This window comes from Terrabacter carboxydivorans, from assembly GCF_039532035.1.
In the GTDB taxonomy this organism is placed as follows: Bacteria; Actinomycetota; Actinomycetes; order Actinomycetales; family Dermatophilaceae; genus Terrabacter; species Terrabacter carboxydivorans.
This window is the reverse complement of sequence record NZ_BAAARE010000002.1, coordinates 1-19,132: the sequence shown is the minus strand read 5'-3', so window position 1 is coordinate 19,132 and position 19,132 is coordinate 1. Positions and strand designations below refer to the sequence as shown.

General features: G+C 72.6%; 10 protein-coding genes. 2 read left to right on the top strand and 8 right to left on the bottom strand.

Going from position 1 to position 19,132, the window contains the following annotated elements; all coding sequences use genetic code 11:
* Positions 1-22: 22 nt before the first annotated feature.
* The 8 genes from ABD297_RS02045 to ABD297_RS02010 form a co-directional block, all read right to left on the bottom strand.
* Positions 23-1,015, bottom strand: coding sequence for an AAA family ATPase (locus tag ABD297_RS02045; protein ID WP_344252497.1), 993 nt, complete (start codon positions 1,013-1,015; stop codon positions 23-25).
* An 85-nt stretch (positions 1,016-1,100) separates the two neighbouring features.
* Positions 1,101-7,418 carry an Ig-like domain-containing protein gene (locus ABD297_RS02040; RefSeq protein WP_344252493.1) on the bottom strand — a complete coding sequence of 2,106 codons (6,318 nt, stop codon included), beginning with the start codon at positions 7,416-7,418 and terminating at the stop codon, positions 1,101-1,103.
* Positions 7,415-8,200: a hypothetical protein gene (locus ABD297_RS02035; RefSeq protein WP_344252491.1), complete on the bottom strand. Its 786-nt coding sequence runs from the start codon at positions 8,198-8,200 to the stop codon at positions 7,415-7,417. The genes ABD297_RS02040 and ABD297_RS02035 overlap by 4 nt, the downstream gene beginning before the upstream one ends.
* A gap of 178 nt (positions 8,201-8,378) precedes the next feature.
* The gene (locus tag ABD297_RS02030) at positions 8,379-10,082 is read right to left on the bottom strand and encodes a serine/threonine-protein kinase (protein WP_344252490.1); all 1,704 of its coding nucleotides are present in this window, start codon (positions 10,080-10,082) and stop codon (positions 8,379-8,381) included.
* 43 nt (positions 10,083-10,125) lie between these two features.
* Positions 10,126-12,963 carry an FHA domain-containing protein gene (locus tag ABD297_RS02025; protein WP_344252488.1) on the bottom strand — a complete coding sequence of 946 codons (2,838 nt, stop codon included), beginning with the start codon at positions 12,961-12,963 and terminating at the stop codon, positions 10,126-10,128.
* A gap of 2 nt (positions 12,964-12,965) precedes the next feature.
* Positions 12,966-13,778 (bottom strand): PP2C family protein-serine/threonine phosphatase, encoded by an 813-nt coding sequence (locus ABD297_RS02020; protein WP_344252486.1) that lies wholly within the window; start codon positions 13,776-13,778, stop codon positions 12,966-12,968.
* Positions 13,775-14,263, bottom strand: a complete 489-nt coding sequence (locus ABD297_RS02015; RefSeq protein WP_344252484.1) for a hypothetical protein — start codon at positions 14,261-14,263, stop codon at positions 13,775-13,777. The genes ABD297_RS02020 and ABD297_RS02015 overlap by 4 nt, the downstream gene beginning before the upstream one ends.
* A 212-nt stretch (positions 14,264-14,475) precedes the next feature.
* Positions 14,476-15,975, bottom strand: a complete 1,500-nt coding sequence (locus ABD297_RS02010; protein ID WP_344252482.1) for a CCA tRNA nucleotidyltransferase — start codon at positions 15,973-15,975, stop codon at positions 14,476-14,478.
* Positions 15,976-16,141: 166 nt separating this feature from the next.
* Between ABD297_RS02010 and ABD297_RS02005 the strand changes: the two genes are divergently transcribed.
* Positions 16,142-16,627: an NUDIX hydrolase gene (locus ABD297_RS02005; RefSeq protein ID WP_344252480.1), complete on the top strand. Its 486-nt coding sequence runs from the start codon at positions 16,142-16,144 to the stop codon at positions 16,625-16,627.
* Positions 16,624-19,011, top strand: coding sequence for a DUF6049 family protein (locus tag ABD297_RS02000; protein WP_344252478.1), 2,388 nt, complete (start codon positions 16,624-16,626; stop codon positions 19,009-19,011). Before ABD297_RS02005 ends, ABD297_RS02000 begins: the two co-directional genes overlap by 4 nt.
* Positions 19,012-19,132 lie beyond the last annotated feature (121 nt).

Genomic DNA, 19,132 nt, shown 5'->3' with positions numbered 1-19,132 from the left:
GTTGCTTCTGCGGACGACGCGGTCAGGCCGAGGCGCGCTCGGCCGGCGGCGCGATGTCGCCGAGGATCTGGTCGACGCACTGCTCGACCGTGGTGCCCGCGAACTGCGCCTCGGCGTTGAGCAGGAGGCGGTGGCTCAGCACCGGCTCGGCGAGCACCTTGATGTCGTCGGGGACGACGTAGGTGCGGCCCTGGCTGGCCGCCCACGTCTTGGCGCAGCGCACGTAGGCGAGGCAGCCACGGACCGACAGGCCCAGCTTGAGGTTGGGGTGGCGGCGCGACTCCTCGGCGATGCGGCTGACGTAGCCGAGGATCGCCGGGTCGACGTGCACCTCGTCAGCGAGCTTGCTCATCTCGACGATGACGTTGCTCGCGATGAGCGGGCTCAGCGTCTTGGCGCGGTCACGCGTCTTGGCGTCGGCGAGGACGGCGATGGTCGCCTCGTGGTCGGGGTAGCCGACGCTGGCCTTCATGAGGAAGCGGTCGAGCTGGGCCTCCGGCAGGCGGTAGGTGCCCGCCTGCTCGATGGGGTTCTGCGTCGCGATCACCATGAAGGGCTCACCGACCGAGTGCGGCTTGCCGTCGATCGTGACCCGGCCCTCCTCCATGACCTCCAGCAGCGCCGACTGGGTCTTGGGCGAGGCGCGGTTGATCTCGTCGGCGAGCACGATGGTCGCGAAGATCGGGCCCGGGTGGAACTCGAAGGTCTGCTTCGTCGGCTCGTAGATCGTGACGCCGGTGACGTCGCTCGGCAGCAGGTCGGGCGTGAACTGGATGCGGCTGTGCGTGCCCTGGACCGTCGCCGAGAGGGCGCGCGCGAGCTGCGTCTTGCCGGTGCCGGGAAAGTCCTCGAGGAGCATGTGGCCCTCGGAGAGCAGGCAGGTCAGGGCGAGGCGCGTCACGTGCTGCTTGCCGAGCACGGCCTTCTCGATGTTGCCGACGAGCTGGTCGAAGGTGTGGGCGAACCAGGTGACCTGCTCCTGGGTGATGCGACCGGTGGTGGGCGTGGCCGTCATGGGTGTCGTTCTCCTGTCAGGTGTTTCATCGAAGTGGGGGTATGCCGTGTGGCCGGGTCGGGTGGTCGCCGCGAGGCTCGCGGGGTCAGCCCCACGGACTTCGCCTCGCGGAGTCGCTGCCGTTGGAACCGCTGCAGGTGATCGACACCCAGCCGCCGGGATAGCCGTAGTACTTGCCCGAGTTGTTCGAGCCGTTGCTGGGCCGGTGGGTGCCACTGCCGCCGTTGTCCGGGAGGGCCCAGCCACCCTTGTCGCTGTCGAACGTGCAGCTGATCGACCCCTGGTAGTTCTGCAGCGTGTAGCCGATGTGGTAGCAGGTCGTTGTGCAGGGGTCGCTGCCCGTCTTGCACTCGGCGCCGCAGAGCGAGCCGTGACCGATGAAGGTCACCTGCGGCTTCGGCGCCGCGTTCGTCGTCGCGGACGCCGACCGCGAGGGACCGTTGCCCGACCGCGGGGCGTGGGCCGTGACGGTCACGGTGACGCTGCTGGAGTAGCCGAGTCCCGAGACCGTGCACGACGTCCCCCCGGTGCGGCCGTCGCAGCCGCTGCCGCCACCGCTGCTCGACACCGAGTAGTAGTCGATGGCGTTGCCGTTGTCCGGCGCCGCACCCCACGAGAACGTGATGTCGTGGTCGCCGACCGAGCTGGCCCGCAGACCGTTCACGGCCTGCGTCGGGCCGTAGGGGTGGTAGCTCACGGCGTTCGACCAGGGCGAGCACTTGCCGGCGACGTTGCACGCCTGCACCTGCATCGACTGGTTGTTGGTGCCCAGGTTGCCTGCGGTGCCACCCGCGCAGCCGCCCGAGCAGGCCCAGGAGCCCGAACGACCCTCGGACGTGCGCCAGTTGACGGTGCCGTAGCCCGTGGAGCGCGAGTCCCCGAGCGTGAAGGAGGCGACGGCCTTGTAGTCCTCGTTGGGTGTCCGCACCGCGTTGAGCGTGGGCGTTTGCGGGATGCCGTCGGCCTTGTACCCCGAGAAGTTGGCCTTGTCGGAGGTGGCCGGGCCGCCGTTGGTCGCCGTCACGGTGTACTCGACCGTCTGCCCCTGGTAGGGGATCGTGTCGGACGCCACGCGCGGGTCGCCGCCGGAGACGGTGGCGATGCCGGTCCACGCGCCGCCGCCCGTGCGGCGGAACACGTCGTACTTGGTGATGGGCGGGCCGTTCGGGTCGGTCGCAGGCCACCGGATGGTGACCTGGGCGTTGGCGTCACCCGGTGACGGGGTCCGCGGCGACAGCGTCGGCGCCGGCACGGCCGGCGGGGTGCCGAAGGACTGCCCCTTCACCTGCGGACCGTAGGGGCCCCACCCGGCACCGTTGTGGGCCTGGACGCGCACCTGGTAGGCGTCGTCGTTGACGAGACCGGAGATCACGGCCGACAGCTGCGGGGCCGGGACCGGCTTGGACCCGCTCTGTCCGGCGCCGGACCCGATGTTGACCCACTGCACCCGGTACTGGTCGATCGCGCTGCCCTTGTTCACCGGCGCCGACCACGAGGTGTTCAGCGTGTGGTCGCCGGCGACGATCGTCGTGATCGAGGTCGCCTCGGGCTTGGTGTCCGGACGCACGGTGTTGCTCTCCGGGCTCGGCTCGGACCAGTCGACCGCGTTGCGCGAGCGCACCGTGAAGCGGTAGTCCTGACCGTTGGTCAGCCCGGTGATGGTGCACGGCGACGCGGCGCACTTCTGCTTCGGGCCGCCGACGGCGCTGACCTCGTACTCGAGGATCGGCAGACCGCCGTCGTAGGCGGGCGGCTGCCAGTCCACGCGTGCGGTGCTGCCGAGGATGCGGTCGGCCACCGCGACGGGCGCACCCGTCGGGTCCGGCTTGCTGCGCACGCTGACCGTGATCTCACCGATCGCGAAGGGACGCCCCGGTGCGTCGACGACCTGCACCTGGATCCGGGCGTCGCCACGGGCGGCGCTGCTCGCCGTGACGGTGACCTGGCAGCCGCTCTGGCTCGCCGTGACCCCGGTGCCGCTGACCGCCCGAGTGGCCTGGATCGCGCACTGCGGCGCCCCCAGCGGGCTGTCGAGGTACTGCGCGATGTTGACGGTGCGGCTCGTGCCGGCGATGAGCCCCTCGATGTGGGCCGGGCGCACGGTGGCGATCGGCGGGGAGCTGACCACGCGCACCCGGATCTTGAACGAGTCGGTCCCGCCCTTGGCGTTGACCGTGAAGGTGCCGGTGGCACCAGCCTGCGCGGCCGGCTCGGCCCGCAGCACGACGGCACGCCCGCCGGCGCCGGTCTGGGTCAGGTCGACGCGGTCGACGGCCTGGTCCCACTTGGCCTCGTACTGCGCCTGGGCGTCGGACATCCCGGTCGGGAGCCACGCGTGGCACAGGCGCGGGATGTCGACGGTACGGGCCGGGCCGTCGGCGACGAGCCTGACCTCGTGGTCGGGGCACCGGAGCACGGGGACGGCCGGCCCGATCTGCACCGGGATCGTCACGTAGGCCTTCTGGGCTCCCTTGTCCTGCGGGCTCTTGGCGTTGGTCACCTCGAGCATCAGGGCTGCCGGTCCGACGTAGCCGTTGGTGGAGCTGAGCGTCAGCTCGGTGGAGGAGTCGGCAGCCTGCTGGAGGTTCTCCCTGGGGCTCGTCGACACGGTGTCGGGGGACGTGAGGGCCACGGCACCCCCGCGGGGGTCGACCACGTAGTCGGACAGCTTGACCTTCGTCGTGGAGTTGGCGCCCATCTGGATGGTCTTGCCGTCGACGACGTAGGGCAGTCCGTTGTTGCCCGCCGGCACGTAGATGAGCGCCATCGCCGAGGCGCCGTCGGCGTCCTCGATGACGTACGGCACGACGCGGGCCTCGGGCTGGACCTGGATGCGCACCTTGCGGCCCTCGACCGTCACGCCGTTGCCGACGACCTTCGTGATGTGCAGCGAGGCCTGGGTGCCGTCGATGTCGCGGTCGTTCGCGAGCGCGTCGACGAGCACGGTGCTCTCGCCCGGCTTGAGCACGGCGGTGTCGTCGACGGCGATCGGCGGGTTGTTGAAGCCCTTCTGTCCGCGCACCGTCAGCGTCGAGCGCGACGGGTCGAACAGGCCGTCCGTGATGCCGTAGGCGAGCACCTTGGCCGGGCCCTCCTCCGGGGTCACGACATCGAAGGTGTCGTCCTTCTGGCGCTTGAACTCCTTGAGCACGTCGGCGTCGTTGAGCTTGGAGAGGTCCTCGAACTGGACCGAGTCGCCCGCCCCGATGAGGTCGTTGGACAGCACGTCGGCGTGGACCGTGCGCCCGGGCGCGGCGACGATGTCGTCCTCGACCGCGACGGGCGGCTGGGGGTCACCGGGCTGCACGACGCCGACCCGGATGAGTCCCTCGCTCGAGAGGCCGAAGCGGTCCCGCAGCTGGTAGCGGATGACCTCGGTGCCCGAGCTGCGGGGATAGGCCTCGTAGCGGATCGTCGCTGCGCCGAAGCCGTCGACGCGGCCGAGCTTGAGGTTGACCGGCCCTCCGTCCTCGCCGACGATCCCGCTGACGAACGTCAGGTCACCGTCGGGGTCGACCCCGCTCGTCGGCACCGTGATCGACAGGGTGTCACCGGCGGTGACGCTCGCGGAGAACGAGCGCGCCGTCGGGGGCTGGTCGGGGTTCTTCTTCGGGTCCGGCAGCGGCATGACGGTGACGGTGACGCGCCCCGTGACCGACCGGGCCCGGAGGCCCTCGGGATAGGCGGTGTACTCGAGGATCGCCGTGCGAGGCCCCGTGATGGGTGCGGTGTCGGGGACGTAGCGCACGACCGAGCCCGAGGCGAACGCCTGGCCGCCGCCGGACAGGACGCGCACGCCGCCGGGGTCGAGCACGAGGGGGATCCCCTCGGTCATGGAGTCGTTGTCGAGCACCGGCACGGTGACGGCGTCGCCGACGCGCACGAGGGCCGTGTCGTCGACGACGGTCGGCAGCACCTGCGCCTTGAGCTCCGGCTTCTGGACGACGGAGAGCTGGCCCACGGCCGTCCTGGTGCCGTCGGAGATCGTGTAGCTGACGATGCCGCGCCGCTGCTGGCCGTCGGTCAGCGGTCCCGTGGCCTGGACCCGGACCCACCGGCCCTGCACGATCGAGGCGCGCAGCCACTCGGCGCCGGAGACGACCCGCTGGACGACGAGCACGTCGCTGCGGGGGCTGTAGTCGTTGGACAGGACGTCGGCGATGACCGGGGCCTGGCCGCGCACCACGGCGGCGTCGGGCGAGGCCACCGGGGGCAGGTCCTTCGACGGGTCGGGCAGGATGTCGACGCGGACCCGGCCGACGTTGACCGCCGCACCGACCTGCGCGGCGTAGGTGATGGTCGTGGTGCCCGGCGTCTGTCCGGTGACGGTGAGCACGTTGGTGTCGAGGTTGGTGTCGATGGTCAGCTGGCCCGGGCCACGCACCTGCTGCGCGAGGTGCATCTGCGCCTCGGGGTCGCTCGGGTCGGCTCCCGGGATGTCGTTGCCGAGAGGCTGGAGCTGCACCGGCTTGCCCACCACGGCGCGCAGCACGTCCGGCTGGGTGCGTGGCGCGACGGCGCGGTCGTTGTCGCCGAGCACGCGCAGCCCGACCGTCGACGACGTCGTCCCGTTGTGCCCGTCGTCGATCTGGTAGTTGACGACCTGTTCGCCGGGGCGGTCCTGGGCGTGGACGGTGAGTGCTCCCGCGCCGTCGACTCCCACGGAGGGGTCGGCTGCGGTGACCTGGAGGGGGTCGTTCTCGGCGTCACGCCAGTCGGCGACGACCCCGACCTTGACCGTGCCGCCGGCGACGACGGGGTAGGCCGTGGAGGCGAGCTGCTTCTGTCCGGCACGCAGCCGTGGAGGGGTGTTGACGTCGGGTCCCACGATGCGCACGGTGACCCTGGCGGTGGCCCGCCCGTTGGCCGCCGACGTGCCGTTGTTGACGGTGTAGCTGAACGAGAAGCCCTGGGAGCCGGGCTCGTCGGGGACGGTGACCTGGACGGTCTGCCCGTCGGCCGACGGGGTGGCCTGGATGCCGGCCACGTCCGGCTGCGTCACGTCGCCGGGGCCGATGGCGAGGATCGAGCCCTGGCTGTCGGAGTCGTTGTCGAGGACGTGCAGGGTCGAGGTGCGACCGGGCCTGACCTGCATGGCGTCCGGCTGGGCCTTGGGAGGCGTCCGGGTCTGCTGGTCGTCGAGGAGGTTCTCGTCCTTCTTCTTGTTCTTGTTGTCGGTCTGCGGCGGCGGGATGACCGAGTTCCAGTTGTCGATCTTGACCTTGTCGCGGTCGACGTCCCACACGTCGCCCGAGTCGAGGTCGTTGAGGACGATGAGGCCGCGGTTGACGCGCAGCTTGACGCCGTCGGTGCGCACGCCCTTCTTCATCGCCCCGAGGTCGACGGTGTCGGCGTCGGTGGGCGAGCCGCAGTTGCGGCCGTAGTAGACGTTGGACGGGCCGGCCCACGCGGCGTGGACGCAGCTTCCGAGGCGGACCGGCGCGGAGAGGAGGAGCTGCTGGCCCGGCGCGCCCTGGCCGAGCTTGACGCCACCGGTGGTCGGGCTGTCACCCGTCAGCGACACCTGCGAGAGCTGCGCCTCGTCCTGGATCAGCACGCTCGGGGCGTCGGGCCCCGGCTGCTGCAGCGCGGCGAAGGCGGGGTTGCCCGGCTCGGCGTTGCCGACCGACAGCTGCTGCGGCTGCGGCAGCGCGTCGGAGTAGAGCTTGCCGGTGCCGGAGTCCCAGACGACCCAGTGCGAGCCGACGGCCGTGATCTGCGCCGACTTGGAGGCGAACTTCAGGTCCGTCGTGACCGGCTTGTCGAAGGCGGTGCCCTTGGGCCGGACGACCGTGACCGTCCCCTTGGCGGCCGAGAGCGCGTAGACGGTGCCGTCGACGCCGACGGCGACGGCGGCGTTGCCGCCCACCTTGGCGACGGGCTTGGCCGTGGCCTGCAGGCCCTCGAGGCCGGTGACGCCGCCGCGGTCGTCGACGTGCTGGGCGCGCAGCTCACCGCTCGCCGGGTCGATCATCGCGATGCTGCCGCCCCGGAGGTCGATCGGCGGCGAGGTGAAGACACGGTTGCCGGTGGCGGTGCTCGCCTTGGGCAGCAGCACGGCCTGCTCGGACCGGAGCGTGCCCTCGGACGGGTTGATCGGGATGACCTGGTTGCTCGCCTTGGTGTAGCCGACGACCGCCGCGCCGTCCTGGTACATGTCGAGGCCCGAGCTGGAGCCCACGTCGGCATAGACCCCGGCGTCGAGCTGCCCGGCCGCCTTGTTGATGCGGCCGAAGCGCGACTGCTCGGAGTTGGTGACCCAGATGCCGCCGTCGTTGAGGTCGGCCTTGCGCGCCATCTCCCCCTCGCTGCGGGTCGCGAGCCAGACGAGCAGGCTCGCGACGAGGGCGACGACGACGGTCGAGATGACCCCGATACGTCGCTTGGTGACGGCGGTGCTCATGCGTTCCCCTGTTCGGCGACGACCGTGCGGCCGTCGACCCTCGGCCCTGCGTCGGTCGTGGTGTCGGTGGTGACCGGGCCGTCGAGGAGGGCGAGATCCGCCTCGGTGACGAGCTTGGTCGAGAGCGCGTGCTCGACGAGTCGCGCCTTCCGGTTGGTCGCGAGCTTGCCCACGCCGCCGTGCAGGCCGCGCGTGCCGGCATCGGCGAGCTTCTGGCAGACGTTGTCGAGCTTGCGGTTGAAGCGCGTGAGGGTCCAGCCGAGCCGATCTGCGGCGGCGGCCGAGGAGGGTATCTGACTCGTACCCGCTTCACGGCGCAGCAGGAACGGCTCGCACAGCGCGACGACGAGCAGCTTCTGGTCCGGGGTGAACGACACGCGCCCGACCGTGGCGGCCCCCAGGTCGTCGTCGTCCTCGTCGGTGCCCGGGTCGGCCGTCACGGACTTGAAGGCCGGGCTCGCCACGTGGATCTCGAAGTCGTAGGTCGTGGGGCCGGCGGTGAACCAGACGATGAGCTTCTTCATCGCGAGCGGGATCTTCGCGCCCGGGTTGAGCCAGGCCTGGAACAGGCCCTGCTCGTCGGCCACCGTCGCCGTCAGCGTCGAGCCGGTGTTGCTGATCCACCAGAAGCCGTTCTCGAAGGAGACGACGAGGAAGGTGCGGTGCAGGTAGGGGTTGTCGTCGACCTCGACGTCGCCGGTGCGTCCGATGGACAGGCCGGTCTCCGGTGACACGGAGTACTCCTCGCCGCAGAACACGACGGTCACCTTGCTGTGGATCACGATCAGGTCCCCTAATCCCTGTCGACACGCCCTCCGGCTGTGACTCGCGGTCAACGATGTCCGGCCGTGCGGCGTTACGGAAGCTTGTGGTGGTTTGGTGGTGTCCGGGACGAGGCTGCCGTCCCGGCCGTGTGGTGTCCACCCGCCGGCATACTCAGACCCGGGTCGGCCCGGCGCCTCACTGCGCCGTCTCGCACTGGACGTCCGACCCCGGCGAGATCTGGCCCGAACGGGACACGCGGACCGTGACGCACACCTTGGTGCCCTTGGCCGCCTTGACCGTGTAGCTCGGGGTCGTGACGGTGACGAGCTTGGAGCGCTCGGGGTTCCCGGCGTCGGACGGCGTGGGGCCGTAGGACAGCCGGAAGGTGTCCTTCTTGTCCGGCTGCGGGTAGTTCCACGTGAAACCGACGCTGCCGGAGCCCGACTTCGCGGTGACGCTCGGCTTGTCGAAGACCCCGTTGCCGATGGCGCTGTCGTCGCCCGGCATCGAGACCGTGGCGCTCGGCGCCGGCATCGCCGGGTCCTCGCCGCTGCCGCCGGACGGACGGAGCAGCAGGAAGACGACGAGACCGACGAGCACGACGACACCCGCAGCCAGGCCCCAGAGCACCGGCGGCCTGGAGAGGGGCGACGTCGGTGCGGCCGCCGGGGCCGGAAGTGCTTGTGCCCCAGCGGCGCCCACGGCCCGACGGACCGTCGCCTCGTCCGAGGCGTCGGAGCCCAGGGGTGCGGTCTGGCTCGTGACCGGGTCTGTCGTGGCTGCGGGACGGACCGGTGCCGCGGAGGTCGCCGGGCCCGCGGTCGGCATCGGGGCCGGTGACCAGCGCTGCCCTCCGGCGTCGGAGCGCCGACGCGTCTCGCCGTCCGGCGCGGAGGGCGAGGGACCGAGCGGCTGGGCCACGACGGTCTGCGGCGCCTTGATCCGGGTGCGGTCCTCGTCGTCGCCGCCGCGCCCGGTCGGCGATCCCTGCGTCTGGCTCACGAGGGTCGTGTGGCCCTGGTCGTCGAGCACGACGATCGGGGTGCGGCCCAGGCGCTGCTGCTGCTCCACGGCCTGCAACGCCCGTGCGAGCTCCAGCGCCGACGACGGCCGGTGCGCGGGGTCCTTGGCCATGGCCTGGGCGAGCAGGCGCTCGAGGCCGGGCGGCACGTCCTGGCGGCCGGTGGCCGGTGGCGGCGTGCTGCGGATCCGCGGCATCAACGCATACGCCGAGTTGTCCCCACCGGGGACCTCGAACGGCGAGCGACCCACGAGCAGCTGCCACAACGTGGCGGCGAGCGAGTAGACGTCGGAGCGCTCGTCGCCGTTGCTCTGCCCGTAGAGGACCTCGGGCGGCGCCCATGGCACCGAGACCCCGACGTCGTCGGTGGCCTCGGGCTCGACGTCGCCCTCGCGCGCGCCACGTCCTGCGATGCCGAAGTCGGTCAGGCCCGGCGCACCATAGGCGCTGATGAGCACGTTGGCCGGCTTGATGTCGCGGTGGGTGATGTGCGCGCGGTGCGCGGTCTCGACCGCGCTCGCGAGCTGGATGCCGGTGCGCAGCACGTCCTCGACGGAGAAGCGCTCGGCCCGCGCCCGCATCGCGAGGTTGGGTGGCGGGTAGTACTTCATGACGAGGTAGGGCCGGCCGTCGTCGGACGTGCCGGAACGGAAGACCTGCACGATGTAGGGGTGGTCGCCGAGAGCGGCCATGGTGTCGGCCTCGTCGACGAACTGCTGGCGCAGCGCGTCGGTCAGGCCCTCGGACTTGAGCACCTTGACCGCGACCGGCATGCGGGGGCTCTGCTGCTCGTAGAGGAAGACGTCGGCGTAGCCCCCCGAGCCGAGCGGCTGGACGAAGACGAGTCCCGGGATCTTCGGTGGCGCGCCCTTCTTCACGACGCACCTCCCGACGGCCGGCGGGGGTGGACGGACCATCGGGTCACAGCGCCGCCTCGAAGGTGAAGGAGACCTCGTCGGCCATGGACACGAACGACCCCGGCTCGAGGACCTGCTGGTCGTTGGCGCGCAGGCGGATCGGGCTCTCGCCGGGCAGCGTCACCGTCGTGCCGTTGGTCGTGCCCAGGTCGCGGATCAGGACGTGCCAGCCCTCGAGGATGACCTCGACGTGGTTGCGCGAGACGTCGCGCTCCGGGCTGGGCACCTTGACCACGTGCGGGCGGTCGTGGGCGGCGAGGCCGTCGCCGAGGCGCGGGGCACGACCGAGCAGGACGCTGCGGTCGAGGGTGACGACGTCACCGGTCGACAGGCGCAGCACCCCGAGCGGCGGGCGCGGCATCGTGAACGGCTCCTGCGGGGGGATGCTCGAGCCGCACACCCGGCAGCGGTCGCTGTGCGGCGGTGCGGGGTGGCCGGCCGAGCACAGGACGGCGAGCACGCTCGGTCCCGAGATGGCCTGGTTCTGGGCGGCGTTGCGAGCCTCGAGGAGCGCGCTGCGGTCGACCGTCAGCTCGGTCTCGTCCTCGTCGTCGTCTGCCACCGGTGGCGCCGGGGTGGCCGCGGCCGCGGGGCTCGCCGGCACCGCGGGCGGCAGCGAGATCGGCACGTCGAAGCTCGGCTCCACCTGTGGCGGGGTCGAGGGGGCGTATGCCGTGGGCGCGCTCGGCACCGACGGCGCGGCGGGTGCCGGGCCGGAGTGCGTCGTCGGGTCAGGGACCGCAGGGACCGCGGGAGCAGGTGACGGTGACGGCATCGCCGGCGCGGCGGTGGGTGCCGCGGACGCGGGCGGCGGGCCGGTGGAGATGAGGGGCGTGACCTCGGGAGCACGCAGGCCGGGCGACGGCGTGTTCATCGGGGGCAGGAGGCTGGGTGCGGGGGGTGGCGTGTGCCGTCCCGAGAAGGTCGGCGCGGCCGGCTCGGGGTCCGCCGCGCGCGCCGCGGGTGCCGGAGTGGCCCACGGCACGGACGAGATGAGACCGCCCTCGGACACCTCGGGAAGGTCGGGCAGCCGCGGAGCGGACGGGAGTGGTCGCTCGGGGACGTCTGGCGCGGGAGCGGCGTTGGTGACCGCCCCGGCTGAGACGTCGGCGACGGCCGGCACCGACAGGTGCTCCTCGTCGGCCCCTGGCTCCTCGTCGTCCGGCCGGTTCAGCTGCGCCAGGGCCTTGCGGTGCTCGTCGGCGGTGGTGGTATGCCCGAAGAGGTAGTCGTAGCTGGGCAGCGCCGGCTGGTCTCCGTCCTCGTCGTCGGCCGACGGCGTCGACGTGCCCGAGCCGCCGGCAGCTGTTGTGGCGCGCGATGAAGGGGGCGCCGACACGGAGGGTGTTGCCGAGACGACGACCTCCGGCTCGAGCACGGGCCGGGCGGCCCACGTCGAGTCGATGTCGTGGGCCTCCGCCGCCGGCAGGTCGTCGGCCACGGGAGCCGGCGCCTGCGTCGAGGTGGCGCCTGTCGCCGGCGCGGGTTGCACGGACTCGTCCTGTGCGGGCGCCGACTGGACGGCGGTGGGCTGAACGGCGGTGGGCTGGTCGGGCGCAGGCTGGAGGGGCGCAGGCTGCACGGGCAGCCCCGCGGCGGACTGCTCGTGTCCCGGGTTGTCCGCGACGGGTGCGGCAGCGGGCGCCTCGACGGGGGTGGCGCTGACGGAGGGAGCGCTCGTCGGGGTCGCCCGGACCGGCATCGGAGGCGCGACGGAGGTCCACGACCGCAGGGCAGGCGCGCGAGCAGCCGGAGCCGACTCGGCCGCACCCGTCGGCGCGGCGTCGGCGGCAGCGCTCGGAGCCGTGGTGGTCAGGGACGCCGGGGTCGCTATCGCCGGCTGGTCGTCGGAACGATCGGGTCCGGGGGTCGCCACCGTGGCGGCAGCCGTGGCCGGGGTGGGGTTCGCCGTTGTGCTCGCCGGCGCGTTCGGTGCCGCCGCGGACTCCTCGGGTGAGGTCGTGGCAGCCGAGTCCCGGGTCGCCCAGCTGCGGTCCCAGACCGACGCGCTGGAGCCGGCCGAGCCTTCGGAGCCGCCCGCCTGTCCAACCGCGTCGTCGTCCCGTGAGCCCGACCCGGCACCGGACGACCGAGCCGCGGTGCCGAAGGTCGGGATGACGCCCCCCGTTCCGGGTGAGTCCGGTCCATCGCCGTGGGTCGCGCCCGTAGTCGTCGCAGCGGTCGCGGTCGTCGGCGTGTCCGTCGCGGTGCCTGACGGGGTGCCCGAAGAGGTTCCTGTCGTCGTGCTCGCAGTCGGGTGCTCGGGCTGCGCCGCCCCTTCCGCGACGACGGCCGCTGGAGCCTGGTTCGCGCCGGTGTCCCCACCGCCGTCCTGCGCCCCGCCGACCGCGCCGTCAGCACCGTGACCGGGAGCGACCGATGGGGACGCGTCGCCGGCGGGCGGCTTCGTCGTAGCCGGTGCGGGCCCGTCGACGAGGTCCTGGGGCGGGGCGGGCTGCGAGCGCTCCGACTCCTCGAGCACGCGCAGGACGACACGCTCGGGGTGCTCGGGCAGCTCGACGTCGGTCCAGACCTTGCTGCTCGTCGCCCGGACGTCGTGCTCGCTGCCGTCGGCCAGGGTGACGAGGGCGGACACGGGACCGAAGGCCACGATGCGGGTGCGTGGCTGCCAGTGCACGCCGACGAAGTGCTGGGCCTTGCGCATGCCGCCGGCCGTCAGCACCTCGACGACGTCGTCGACGTCTCCGCCGTCGGCCGCGTCGCTCGCGGCGATCGTGCGGTCGTCATCCTCGTCGAGGCCGATGAGCAGGTGCATGCCGGGGCCCCCGATGTGCGTCCACCCGTCGGGGGCCCGTTCGACGACGACGGACGGGCCACTCACGTCTATGACCTGCTCTCCCCTGATGAGCCGTTCACGTTCTCGCGCGGGGTGGTGTCCTCGTCGACATCCGAGTCGGCGTCCTGCCCCTGTACCGCGACGACGATAGCAGTGACGTTGTCACGTCCCCCGGCTGCGACACCACGCCGGACGAGCTCGTCGGCGGCCTCCGCGGCGTCGGGGTGCTCGGCGAGGACGGCCTCGATCTCCTCGAGGGTCAGCTCGTTGGAGAGACCGTCGGAGCAGATGACGAAGACCTCGCCCGGGTAGGGCGGGAAGACCCACGTGTCGACGATGCCCATCGGGTCGCGGCCGAGGGATCGGGTGACGACGTTGCGCCCGGGGTGCCGGTGCGCCTGCTCGGGGGTGAGGAGCCCGCGCTCGACGAGCTCCCACACCTCGGAGTGGTCGACGGTGACCTGTGAGAGGCGGCCGTCGAGGCAGCGGTAGACCCGGGAGTCGCCGATGTTGAAGACGGCCCAGTGGCGTGAGCCGCCGACGGAGACGAGGGCGAGACCCGCGACGGTCGTGCCCATGCCGGTCTGCTCGGGGTGGCGGGCGGCCGAGCCGAGGATGCGCCGGTTGGCCTCCTCGACCTGGGCGACGATGTCACGCACCTGGATGGACGGTCGTCCGGCGAGCTCGACCACGGTCTCGGCGGCGATGCGGCTCGCCACCTCGCCCGCTGCGTGGCCGCCCATGCCGTCGGCGACGACGTAGACGGTCCCCTCGATGAGGGCGGCGTCCTCGTTGTGCTGGCGGACGCGGCCGACGTCGGTGGCGACGCCGGACGTGATGGACGGCAGATGCGGGCTCATGCCGCGCTCCAGGGCGTGACGCGCGCCGTGGTGAGGACCGACCGGATGAGCTCGTAGTCGGCCAGGGCGTCCGGGCCGCCGACGGTGCCGGTCAGCTGCACGAGGTGGGCGCCCGCACCGGGGGCACCGGTGCCGACACGGTGGAAGAGGTTGGCCTGCAGGACCGTCTCGACGTCGTCGTCGGGCCAGGTCGCGTCGCACCCGACGAACTGGGCGCCACCGAGGTCGGCGGCATACGGCTCGGACACGGTGCCTCCGCGGGAGGTCGCGAGCGAGGCGATCTGCTCGAGCGACTCCTCGACCCGGAAGCCGGGCCCGCACGGCTCGATGGTGACGACGACGTTGGGCGCGAACGCACCCTCGCGTGGCAGACGGGCCGACATGGTCGTGCCCGGGGCGTGAGCGGGCTCCCATCCGTCCGGCACCTCGAGGGCCACCGACGGCTGGCCCGGGAAGGCGGCGCTCGGATAGGCGAGGGTGGTCATGGGCTCGTTCCTTTCGGTCGTTCCCGCAGGGGTCGGGGACGGCGCGGTCAGTCAATCATTCACGGGGTGCCGTGTCAGATCGGCCGAGCACCGTCTCGCAGGCGGTGGCGGAGAGGGAACGAGGTGCTGCAGAGACTACGACGGCCCCGGGACGGCCGCGATGGGGAGAACTCCCCGCCGCCGCCGGGCCGGGCAGCGTCTGCACCGCGCCGTCAGTCCGTCGAGCCGCGTGCCGCCCACCAGGCCTGTAGCCGCTCGCGTGCGGCGTCCTTGCCGATCGGCCCGTCGTCGAGCCGGACCGACAGGAGGAAGTCGTAGGCCTCACCCAGCACGGGACCCGGTCGGATGGCGAGCGCCTCGGCGATCTCGTTGCCGTTGAGCTCGGGCCGCACGCTGGCCAGCTCCTCCTCGGCGGCGAGGCGCTCGATGCGCTGCTCCAGGTCGTCGTAGGCCCGGGAGAGCCGCTGGGCCTTGCGGGCGTTGCGGGTCGTGCAGTCCGAGCGGGTGAGACGGTGCAGCCGGGTCAGCAGGGGCCCCGCGTCGTTGACGTAGCGCCGCACGGCCGAGTCGGTCCACTGGCCGTCGCCGTAGCCGTGGAAGCGCAGGTGCAGCTCGACGAGGCGCGCGACCTGCTTGGTCGTGTCCTTGTCGAAGCGCATGGCCTTGAGCCGCTTGCTCGTCAGCTTGGCGCCAACGAGCTCGTGGTGGTGGAAGGAGACACCCCCGCCGTCCTCGAAGCGCCGGGTCGCGGGCTTGCCGATGTCGTGGAGCAGGGCCGCGAGCCGGAGCACGAGGTCGGGACCGGGGACCGACTCGGCCGGTCCGTCGGCGGGACCCTCGAGGTCGATGGCCTGCTCGAGGACGATGAGCGAGTGGTCGTAGACGTCCTTGTGGCGGTGGTGCTCGTCGAGCTCGAGCCGCAGCGCCGGCAGCTCGGGGAGGAAGACCTCGGCGAGGCCGGTGTCGACGAGCAGGGTCAGCCCGAGGCGGGGCCGGGGCGACAGGAGCAGCTTGGTGAACTCGTCGCGGACCCGCTCTGCCGAGATGATCGAGAGCGTGCCGGCCCGGTCGACCATGGCCGCCCGCACCTCGGGGGCCACCTCGAAGCCGAGCTGCGAGGCGAACCTGGCGGCACGCATCATCCGCAACGGGTCGTCGGCGAAGGACTCCTCCGGGGCCGACGGGGTCATCAGCCGCTGCTGCACGAGGTCCGGGAGGCCGCCGTGGACGTCGACGAACTCGAGGCTCGGCAGCCGGATGGCCATGGCGTTGACGGTGAAGTCGCGGCGCACGAGGTCGCCCTCGAGGTTGTCGCCGAACATCACCTCCGGCTTGCGTGAGGTGCGGTCGTAGGTGTCGGCGCGGTAGGTCGTGATCTCGATGACGTGCTCGCCCTTGCGCAGGCCGATCGTGCCGAACTCCCGGCCGATGTCCCAGTGGGCGTCGGCCCAGCCGCGGACCGCAGCGAGGATGTCGTCGGGGCGGGCGTCGGAGGTCAGGTCGAGGTCGGGCGAGACGCGGCCGAGGAAGGCGTCGCGGACCGGTCCGCCGACGAGCGCCAGCTCGTGCCCGGCCGCCGCGAACCGTTCCCCGAGCTCGGTGAGCATGGGCAGCACGGGGGCGAGCCGGGCGACGGCAGCGCGCAGGAGCGGGAGGCCGGCGTCGGCGGGCTCCCGGCCGGCGGGGGCGGGCGTGTCGGGTCGGTCTGGCACGCGCCCAGCCTAGTGAGCGTGGGTCGTGGTCCCGACCGCGTGCGCGAGGGGCGTGGCACGGCATACGACACGGCGTGCCGCAGCGACGGGGTCGGCCACCGCGGCCCACGTGTCGCCTTGTCACGACGACAGGAGCGCCCATGGCCCCGCCCGTTATGGTGGCGATGTGAGCGCGCTGCCCGTCCCCAGCCCTGTGCCGGGGAGGCGTCTGCCCGCCGTCGAGGAGCGCTCAGCCGGGGGCATCGTCGTGGACGTGCGCGAGGGCCTCGCCCTCATCGCCGTCATCGCCCGCCGCAACCGGGCCGGGCGCATCGAGTGGTGCCTGCCCAAGGGTCACGTCGAGCCCGGCGAGACGCTGGTCGAGACCGCGGCCCGTGAGGTGGCCGAGGAGACCGGGATCGTGGGTCGGGTGCTCATCGAGCTCGGCACCATCGACTACTGGTTCGCGACGTCCAACAAGCGGGTCCACAAGTTCGTGCACCACTACCTCCTCGAGGCGACGGGTGGCGAGCTGTCCATCGAGAACGACCCGGACCACGAGGCCATCGACGTCGCCTGGATGCGGCTCGACGAGGTGCACCGCCGCCTGACCTTCCCCAACGAACGCCGCATCGCGCAGGCGGCGTGGAACCGGCTGGCGGGGACGGCGTGATCCTTCGAGGGTCGCGGCGTCCGGACACGAGCGGGCGTCGCGCGACCCGCCTCGTGCGCACCCTGACGGTCACCGCGTCGACGCTCGCCGCCGTGGGGCTCTCCGTCGGTGGCACCCTCGCGAGCGCCGCTCCCGTGTCGAGCCGACCGATCTCGTATGCCGTCTCCCCCGTCGCGTCCCCGGCCTCACCCACGCACCTGCCGACGGTCACGGCCGCCAAGGACGTCGCCGTCATCGTGCTCGACACCCTGACGCCGGCGGTGGTGGGACCCGGCAAGGACGTCACCATCACCGGCACGGTCACGGCGCCGTTGACCGGGCCGCTGTCGACCCCGGAGCTGCGGGTCGTGCGCGGCGAGGTGCGGGTCGACCAGCGCACCGCCCTCGACGACTGGGCTTCCGGACGCACGCAGACCGCCGGTCGCACCATCGACGTCACGGCGCTGCCGACCGTCGGTGCCGGCCAGAGCCGGGCGTTCACGACGACCATCCCGTGGCACCAGCTGCGCAGCGAGACCGCGTTCGCGGCCGTGCCGATCTCGGTCGAGGTGGTCCAGCAGGGTGCGAGCGAGCCCACGGGCAGGACCCGGACCTTCATCGCGTGGAACGGCCGCAAGGAGTACGTCCCGATCCAGGTGGCCACCGTGCTGCCCGTGACGCTGGACCCCGACGTCGACCTCTTCTCCCGTGACGACGCCGCGCGCCAGAGTGCCTGGCAACGGGCGATCGGTCCCGGGTCGCGCGTGGAGCGGATCATCCAGGGCACCCGCTCGAGCCGGGCCGACCTGGCCGTCGACCCGTCGGTGCTGGGCCCGGACACTGGGGTCGACGCCGCACCGGGCGGTCCCACGCCGTCACCGTCCACCTCGGGTACGCCGTCGGGCAGCCCTGCACCCACGAGCCCGTCCACCACCCCGCCCACGAGCCCGTCACCGAGCACCTCGACGAACCCGCCCGCGAGCCCGTCCACCACCTCGGGCGGACGGCCGGCGACCGCGTCGGCCACGATCGCCCAGCTCGGCGACGGCATCGCCTCCCAGCTCAGGGGCCGCAGCGTCTGGGCCCTGCCCTACGCCGACGCCGACCTCGCGGCGACCGTCGGCATCGACCCCGCCAACTCCCTCGTGCGCGACCTCGTCAGCCGGGCCTCCACCCTGACCAAGCGTCTGGCCCAGCCCGCGCGGGCCGACGTCGTGTGGCCGGTCGACGGCCTCCTGCCGACCGGCCGCGAGCAGGGCATCAAGCGGCTGCTGGCCGCCACGTCGGTCAAGAAGCCCGCCGGCATCGTCGTCAACGCGGCCGCGGTGACCAAGGTGACGGCATACACCCCCAGTGCGCGACGGGTCGCGGCCGGCGGCACCCGGCTCCTCGCCTACGACCCGCGGCTCTCGGCGCTGCTGCCCCGGCGCACCGACCCCAGCCCGGTGCTCTCCGTCCAGCGCTACCTCGCCGAGACGCTCGTCCTGCTCGGCGAGCGGGCCGGCACGCCCCGATCGGTCCTCGTCGCGGCGCCCCGCGACTACGACCCGGACCCCACCGCCCTCGCCGCGTTCCTGTCCGCCACGTCGTCGGCGCCCTGGCTCGAGACGGTCGATGCCGGGGCCCTGCTCTCGGACCACGGCAGCGACAAGGCCGTCCCCCAGACGAGGCCGGCGACGACGGTCGCGTCGGCCGCGCCCCCGGCTGTCCTCACCGCCCGCAGGCTCACGCAGATGGCCGAGCAGCGCGACACGCTGCTCAGCGTCTCGTCCGTGCTGCGCGACGGGGCCGAGTTCGAGCGCACCTACCGGGAGGTGCTCGACGAGCTCGGCAGCGCCCGGTGGCGCTACCAGCCGGCGTCGTGGGCGACCCTGTCCAACTCCGTCGCCCGCGACGTCCGCGCCGCCACGAGCGCGATCCGCGTCGTGCCCCGCACGAGCACCATCAACCTGCTCGCCGAGAACGGCACGCTGCGGATCACGGTCGAGAACGGCCTCGACTACACCGTCCAGGACATCCGGCTGCGGCTCGTGCCCGACAACCCGCGCATCCGGATCGTCGAGCAGCCCGCACCGGTGACCATCGGTCCCACGTCGCGCACGAACGTCCCCGTCGAGGTCGCGGCCGTCGCCGCCGGCCGGGCCGAGATCCGTGCCTACCTGACCACGGCCGACGGCACCGTCATCGGCTCGCCCGCCTCGATCCCGGTGTCGGCCAACCCGCTGGACGGTGCCATCTACTGGGTCGGCGGCATCCTCGTGGGGCTCGTCCTGCTGGCCGGCGTCGTCCGCGCCGTCGTCAAGGGAACCTCGCGCGTCGACGAGATCGCCGACATCGAGGCGGTGACCGCGGCGCACGAGTCTCTCGGCGGTGCGGACGAACGGGATGGCGACCGACCCGCCTAGGTGTACTCGGTCAGCACGTTGGTGACACGTGGGCGTTGACGACAAGGAGAACCTCCGGATGAGGTGAGGAGTGTCTACGTCCCGCACCGTCCGGAGGTTCTCGTGTCCCACGCTAACGCCC

Excerpts from the sequence above, each read along its gene's own strand:
- ABD297_RS02045 (WP_344252497.1), bottom strand. The coding sequence starts at position 1,015 with ATGACGGCCACGCCCACCACCGGTCGCATCACCCAGGAGCAGGTCACC.
- ABD297_RS02040 (WP_344252493.1), bottom strand. The coding sequence starts at position 7,418 with ATGAGCACCGCCGTCACCAAGCGACGTATCGGGGTCATCTCGACCGTC.
- ABD297_RS02020 (WP_344252486.1), bottom strand. The coding sequence starts at position 13,778 with ATGAGCCCGCATCTGCCGTCCATCACGTCCGGCGTCGCCACCGACGTC.
- ABD297_RS02015 (WP_344252484.1), bottom strand. The coding sequence starts at position 14,263 with ATGACCACCCTCGCCTATCCGAGCGCCGCCTTCCCGGGCCAGCCGTCG.